At 70.6% G+C, this 6,439-nt stretch carries 5 protein-coding genes and 1 pseudogene; 2 read left to right on the top strand and 4 right to left on the bottom strand.

Annotated elements, in window-relative coordinates:
* Positions 1–120 precede the first annotated feature (120 nt).
* The gene (gene era / locus ACFVH5_RS43625; RefSeq protein ID WP_384814760.1) at positions 121–1,080 is read right to left on the bottom strand and encodes a GTPase Era; all 960 of its coding nucleotides are present in this window, start codon (positions 1,078–1,080) and stop codon (positions 121–123) included.
* 220 nt (positions 1,081–1,300) lie between these two features.
* Between era and ACFVH5_RS43620 the strand changes: the two genes are divergently transcribed.
* Positions 1,301–2,644 (top strand): ammonium transporter, encoded by a 1,344-nt coding sequence (locus tag ACFVH5_RS43620; protein ID WP_385839248.1) that lies wholly within the window; start codon positions 1,301–1,303, stop codon positions 2,642–2,644.
* Positions 2,641–2,979 (top strand): P-II family nitrogen regulator, encoded by a 339-nt coding sequence (locus tag ACFVH5_RS43615; RefSeq protein WP_385839247.1) that lies wholly within the window; start codon positions 2,641–2,643, stop codon positions 2,977–2,979. The genes ACFVH5_RS43620 and ACFVH5_RS43615 overlap by 4 nt, the downstream gene beginning before the upstream one ends.
* Here ACFVH5_RS43615 and ACFVH5_RS43610 read toward each other — a convergent pair.
* The 3 genes and pseudogenes from ACFVH5_RS43610 to ACFVH5_RS43600 form a co-directional block, all read right to left on the bottom strand.
* Positions 2,876–3,949: pseudogene (locus ACFVH5_RS43610) on the bottom strand (WxL protein peptidoglycan domain-containing protein); the annotation flags it as partial. The gene ACFVH5_RS43615 and the pseudogene ACFVH5_RS43610 sit on opposite strands and share 104 nt — an antisense overlap.
* A gap of 97 nt (positions 3,950–4,046) precedes the next feature.
* Positions 4,047–5,372, bottom strand: coding sequence for a beta-xylosidase (locus ACFVH5_RS43605; protein WP_384814767.1), 1,326 nt, complete (start codon positions 5,370–5,372; stop codon positions 4,047–4,049).
* Between the two features lie 253 nt (positions 5,373–5,625).
* Positions 5,626–6,099 carry a hypothetical protein gene (locus tag ACFVH5_RS43600; protein ID WP_385839246.1) on the bottom strand — a complete coding sequence of 158 codons (474 nt, stop codon included), beginning with the start codon at positions 6,097–6,099 and terminating at the stop codon, positions 5,626–5,628.
* Between the last annotated feature and the right edge of the window lie 340 nt (positions 6,100–6,439).

Below are 6,439 nucleotides of genomic sequence, written 5' to 3'. Positions count from 1 at the left end.
GGCTGAAAGATGTCTTTCAGCCCGTCCGGCGTTTGAGGACGAGAGCGAAGCGCGATACGGGGGCCTGGGGGCGCAGCCCCCAGTTTCGGGAAGGGGCGGGGCTGGGGAAAGAGAACGCCGTCAGAAACCCAGCTTGCGGAGCTGACGAGGGTCCCTCTGCCAGTCCTTCGCGACCTTCACATGCAGGTCGAGGAAGACGGGCGTACCCAACAACGCCTCGATCTGCTTGCGCGACTTGATCCCCACTTCCTTCAGCCGCTTCCCCTTGGGACCGATGATGATCCCCTTCTGGCTGGGCCGCTCGATGTAGACGAACGCGTGGATGTCGAGCAACGGCTTGTCGGCCGGCCGGTCCTCCCGCGGCAGCATCTCCTCGACGACGACGGCGATGGAGTGCGGCAGCTCGTCCCGCACCCCCTCCAGCGCAGCCTCGCGGATCAGCTCGGCGACCATGACCTGCTCGGGCTCGTCGGTGAGGTCGCCCTCGGGGTAGAGCGCGGGGCCCTCCGGCAGCAGCGGCACGAGCAGGTCGGCGAGCAGGCCGACCTGCTGGTCGGCGACCGCCGACACCGGCACGATCTCGGCCCACTCGAAGCCGAGCTCCTTGCCGAGCTGGTCGATGGCGATGAGCTGCTCGGCGAGGGTCTTGCTGTCGACGAGGTCGGTCTTCGTGACGATCGCGATCTTCGGCGTCTTCTTGATGGACGCCAGTTCCTTCGCGATGAAGCGGTCGCCGGGGCCGAGCTTCTCGTTGGCGGGCAGGCAGAACCCGATCACGTCGACCTCGGCCCACGTCGTGCGGACGACGTCGTTGAGCCGCTCGCCGAGGAGCGTGCGCGGTTTGTGCAGCCCGGGGGTGTCCACAAGGATCAACTGGGCGTCGGCCCGGTGCACGATGCCGCGTACCGTGTGCCGCGTGGTCTGCGGCTGGTTCGCGGTGATCGCCACCTTCTGGCCGACCAGAGCATTCGTGAGGGTGGACTTGCCCGCGTTGGGGCGGCCCACGAAGCAGGCGAAGCCGGCGCGGTGGGGTGCCCCCGAGGATTCCGGCGGCTCGGATGACTGGGTACGAACGCTCATGGCGCCCATTGTCCCTGATCGTCGGGGCCCCGCCGTACCAGGATTCCGGCCCTCACCGCCGATCGACGGCCGGCCGGGCCCGCCGTGAGCTTCCGGAAACCCCCGCGCAACACGAAACGTGACGGAAACACACCTGTACGCGACCGGAAACGCGGAACCGTGACCCTCTGACGAGCCCCCACCAGCCAGCACCCACCAGCCCCCATCTGTTGGAGACCCCGTGCCCCTGGCCGCCGGACCCGCCACGACCGTCGCCGCGTCCCTCGACACCGGTGACACCGCCTGGCTGCTCGCCGCCACCGCGCTCGTCCTGCTCATGACCCCGGGCCTGGCCCTCTTCTACGGCGGCATGGTCCGTACGAAGAGCGTCCTGAACATGCTGATGATGAGCTTCGTGTCGATCGCGCTGGTCACGGTCGTGTGGCTGGCCGTCGGCTACTCGCTCGTGTTCGGCGACGACCACGCCGGCTCCGGAATCGGCGCGCTCATCGGCGGCCTGGAGCACGCGGGCATGGCGGGCCTCGGCCCGGACAGCGTGCAGGGCACGGTCCCGACCCTCCTCTTCGCCACCTTCCAGCTGACCTTCGCGATCATCACGGCCGCGCTGGTCAGCGGCGCGGTCGCGGACCGCGCGAAGTTCGGGGCGTGGCTGGTGTTCGTCCCGCTGTGGGCACTGCTCGTATACGTTCCGGTCGCCCACTGGGTGTGGGGTCCGGGCGGCTGGATCCTGGCGGACCTGGGCGCCTTGGACTTCGCGGGCGGACTGCCCGTCGAGATCACGTCGGGGGCGTCCGGACTGGCGTTGTGCCTGGTCCTGGGCCCGCGGCTCGGTTTCAAGAAGGACGCGATGCGCCCGCACAACCTGCCGATGGTGATGCTCGGCGCGGGTCTGCTGTGGTTCGGCTGGTTCGGCTTCAACGCGGGTTCGGCGCTCGGCGCGAACGGTCTCGCTGCCGCCGCCTTCCTCAACACCCTGGCCGCGGGATGCACCGGGCTGCTCGGCTGGCTCTTCGTGGAGCAACGCCGCGACGGCCACCCCACCACCCTGGGCTCGGCGTCCGGCGCGGTCGCGGGCCTGGTCGCCATCACCCCGTCCTGCGGTTCGGTCTCGCTGCTCGGCGCGCTGGTCATCGGCCTGGCCGCCGGTGTCGTCTGCTCGTACGCCGTGGCCTGGAAGTTCAGGTTCGACTACGACGACTCGCTGGACGTGGTCGGCGTGCACCTGGTCGGCGGTGTCATCGGCACCCTGCTCATCGGCGTCTTCGCCACGGAGACCATGACCGGCGGGGCCGAGGGTCTGCTGTACGGCGGCGGGTTCGGGCAGCTCGGCAGGCAGCTGGTGGCGATCCTGGCCGTCGGCGCGTACGCCTTCGCCGTCACGTACGGCATCGCCAAACTGATCGACCGGGTCGTCGGACTGCGGGCCGACGAGGAGCACGAGCAGACCGGTCTGGACCTTACGGTGCACGCCGAGACCGCTTACGATCACGGAGTCCTGGGCCATGGCGCCCCGGTCTCCTCCTCTGTTTCCTCCACCGCGCAGAAGGCCGGGCCCCAGGCATGAAGCTCATCACCGCGATCATCAAGCCGCACCGCCTCGACGAGGTGAAGACCGCTCTGCAGGAGATCGGCGTACACGGGCTGACCGTCACGGAGGCCAGCGGGTACGGGCGTCAGCGCGGCCACACCGAGGTGTACCGCGGCGCCGAGTACCGCGTCGACCTCGTCCCGAAGGTCCGTATCGAGGTCGTCGTCGGGGACGCGGACGCCGAGCCCGTCATCGAGGCGATCGTGAAGGCCGCGCGGACGGGGAAGATCGGCGACGGAAAGGTGTGGGCGGTTCCGGTGGAGACGGTGGTCCGGGTACGGACGGGCGAGCGCGGCCCGGACGCCCTCTGATCCCGCCCTCACTCCCCTTCTCGCCCCTGCGCCCGTTCCTGCCCCTCCCTCTGACCCTGATCACCACCACGGCTGCCGCGATGCCCGCTCCCAGCACCACCGCGAGCAGCCACGGCAGGGCGAAGAACGACGTGCTCGCCGACTCGCGGGTGTCACGCGCGCTGGCCGTCAACGTCACATCACCCCAGTCGAACTGGGGCGCGCCGCGCCACTTCGCGCTGAGCCGCACCCGCTGGCCGGGCAGCAGCTCGGAGGGGATCCCGGCCAGGTCGCGGGAGAGCAGCGTACGGCCGAAGAGCCCTTCCGCCGTCAGCCGCACCTTGGGGTCCAGGGTGACGTTGCCGGTGTTGTGGAGGGTGTACGAGACGGTGGCCGTGCTGTCGCCCGCGCCGGGGAACAGGGGCTGGTGGTGGCTGATGCGGACCTTCTCCACGGCGACGGCGGCAACGGTCGGCCCGCCCACCCGCAGATAGATCCGGGCGCCGACGGCCCGCTGAACCCCGACCTCGACCGCGCCCTCCCCCGCGTCGATCCGCTCGTCCAGGGCGACCAGGGCACCCGGGTGATCGCCGGGTTCGGCCGACTCGGGCACCTTCAGCGTGAACGGCACGGTGACCTTGCCGTGCGCGGGAACGGTCACCCGGTCCTTGGCGGGCTTCGCCCAGGCGCCGACGCCCCGCTGTCTCTCCTTGACGGTCCGCACGGCGAATCCGCCGTCCCGCGCGGTGTTGTACGCGTCGGCCGCGTAGAGCCGGAACGTCAGCGGGCCCCCGGTCCTGTTGGTGACGGCGACCTCGTCCTCGATGGTCGTGCCGGGGTCGGCGGAGAGAAGGAAGTACGGCCGCGAGGCGAGTTCCGACGCGACGGGGAAGACGGACCAGCTGCCGTTGTCGGCGGCGCGCGCGGGTGTCCCGCCGGTCACCGCCACGGCCAGAAGCAGCAGGAGGATGGAGCAGAACGACTTGCGCATGGGTGCGGACCCCCGGGGCGGGTGGGACGGAGGAGGAGGCCGGGCGGGTGCGCGCCCAACCTCCGTCGATCGGTCGGCTTCCGGCGTACCGTCGGCTCTAGGTGAGCGTGAGCGTCAGCACGCCGGAGTACGCGCCGGGCGGGGCGAACGCCGGAACGTTCAGCGAGAGCCGGGCGTCGACGGTGAACTCACCACCGGTGAGCGTGCCGTTGGGGGTGGACGCGAGCGTCGCTCCCGCACTGCCGACCGCACCGGGCGAACCGGCCTGGCAGGTGCTGGGGCTGCCGGTCTTGGTGAGGCAGACCGGGGTCCAGCCCAGCTTGGCGGCGTCGATCTTCGCGCCCGCGGGGCCGGTGAAGTCGGTGACCTTGCCGGTCAGGGACCAGCCCGCGGGTCCGCCGCGGAAGTCCTTGACGGTCACCGTCTGCAGGGAGCCGCGGGAGAAGCCGCCCTTGCCGTAGTCGACCGCCGCGAGTTCGACGGTGTCGCCGGCCTGGGTCATGGACAACGTCCCCGCCTTGACCGAGGAGTTGACCTTCTGGCTGTTGGCGGGCAGAGGCGTGTCGTCGATGACGACGTAGGCGGCGGGACCCGCGCCCTTGTCGTCGCTCCAGGCACTTCCCTCGTACGCCACCACTCCGGTGGTCGCCTTGTCGCTGACGGCCAGGCTGCCGCTGAAGGAACCCTGGGCGTTCGCGGTGACGGTCGCCTTGTCGGCCGTCTCGGCGGCGCCGGCCCGTCCGGCGAGGGTGACGGCCGCGCCCGGGGCGAAGTTCGACCCCGTGACGGTCACGCTGTCACCGGGTTTCCCGGAGGCCGTACCGAGGCTGATGGCACGGTTGTTGGTCTGGCCGCCACCGGTCGCGGTGATCGTCTCGGAGACGGGGGCGGGCGGGGTGATGACCGTGCACGGGGTGTCCAGCTCCAGGAGATAGCTGGTGTGGATGTTGTAGTCGCCGGGCGACAGGGTGATCGAGCCGGGCGCGGTGACCGTGAAGGTGCCGGTCATCGAGAACGACGGGAAGGCGCCCTTGCCCGGGACGGGGTCGTTCTTCTTCGGGCCCGCGACCGTGAGGTCACCGCTCTGCGCGCCGCCCAGGGTCACCTTGCCGGTGGGCGTCATGATGTCGGCGGGCAGCGCGATGTCGACGGGGTTGCTCGCGGCGGGCTTGACCACCGTGTACGTGACGGTGACCGTGTCACCCACCTTGGGCGCCGCGTTGTCGACGGTGATCTTGGCGCTGGTGGTGCCGTCGATCGGCGGGATGCCCGCGATGGGCGGCGGGACGCAGTGCGTGGCGAAGTCGACCTGCTGCGGATCCGCGTTCGCGGGGCAGGCGAACGCGCCTCCCGCGGTGACCGCGAGTGCGGCCGTTCCGAGAAGTGCCGCCCAGCGGCGGCGTCTTCGGGTTCCTGAACCCATGGGTGCCCCTCCTGTGGATGTGGGCGCTGTGCGCCGACAGGAGGTCATTGATGTGCGGGTTGTGTGAGAAGTCAATGGAACCCTGAAGCACCAACTGATGGGCCATCAGCTTCTGTCAACTTGCCATATACGTCCGCGAGTTGACGTCGGATCGGCGGACGGACCGGTGCCGCCGCGCGCAGGGCGGCACCGGTCCGTACCGGGCCACTGCCCGTGGGGGGACTGTGCGCCTGACGCGCCTACGTTCCGGCGCTCACTCGAACACGAACGGACCGGGCGACTGCGGCCCGTCCGCCGTACAGGTGATGGTGATCCCGAAGACCGTCATCTTCAGGGAGCCGCCGAAGGCCTCCAGGCTGTCGCCCGCCGCGACGGTACCGGGCAGCGGGCCGACCGTGACGCCGCCACCGGCGGGGATCGCGGGGTTCTCGGTGCCGGCGAAGACGGTCGTGCCGCCACCCGCCTTCGCCAGGGTGAGGGTGGAGGAGACCGAGTCCGCGGAGAGCGCGAGCGGGGTGGTGATCTCGGAGGAGCTGACGGTGAGGGTGGCGGCGGTGCCGCTCTGGGTGGCCGTGAGGGTGGCCTCACCACCGCCGTAGATACCGCAGTCCGCGACGATCGTGGCGGTCTGGGGTACCACGGCCGCGGCACCCGGGGCGAGCGCGAGGCCGGCGGCGAGGGTGCCGGCGGCTAACGCCGCACCGATTCCGAGTCGCTTACTGATCATTGGTTTCCCTTCCCTAGTACGGGAATTGCCGTGTGGGGACGGCCGACGGGCGCTTCGCCGACGACTGGCTGCCGACGCGGATCTGACGGTCCGCCGGAAGAGCTGGCGTCTATTGAGGCGCGAGCGCCTCACGATTGCAAGAGAAACGGTGGTGATTCTTCCGCCCTCAGGGGCGCTCCCCGCGGGGGCTCCGCCCCCACACCCCCGACGGGCCGGCCACCCGCCGCCGCCCACCGCGCCTCACAGACTGCGCAGTTCCCCGCGCCCCTAAAAACGACCAACCCGCCCTCCGTCACCCGCCGCGCCTCAAAGATTGCGCCGTTCCCCGCGCCCCTGAAAA

Origin of the sequence: Streptomyces sp. NPDC127119, from assembly GCF_042677425.1 — a bacterium.
GTDB lineage: Bacteria > Actinomycetota > Actinomycetes > Streptomycetales > Streptomycetaceae > Streptomyces.
This window is presented reverse-complemented; position numbering and strand designations above follow the sequence as displayed.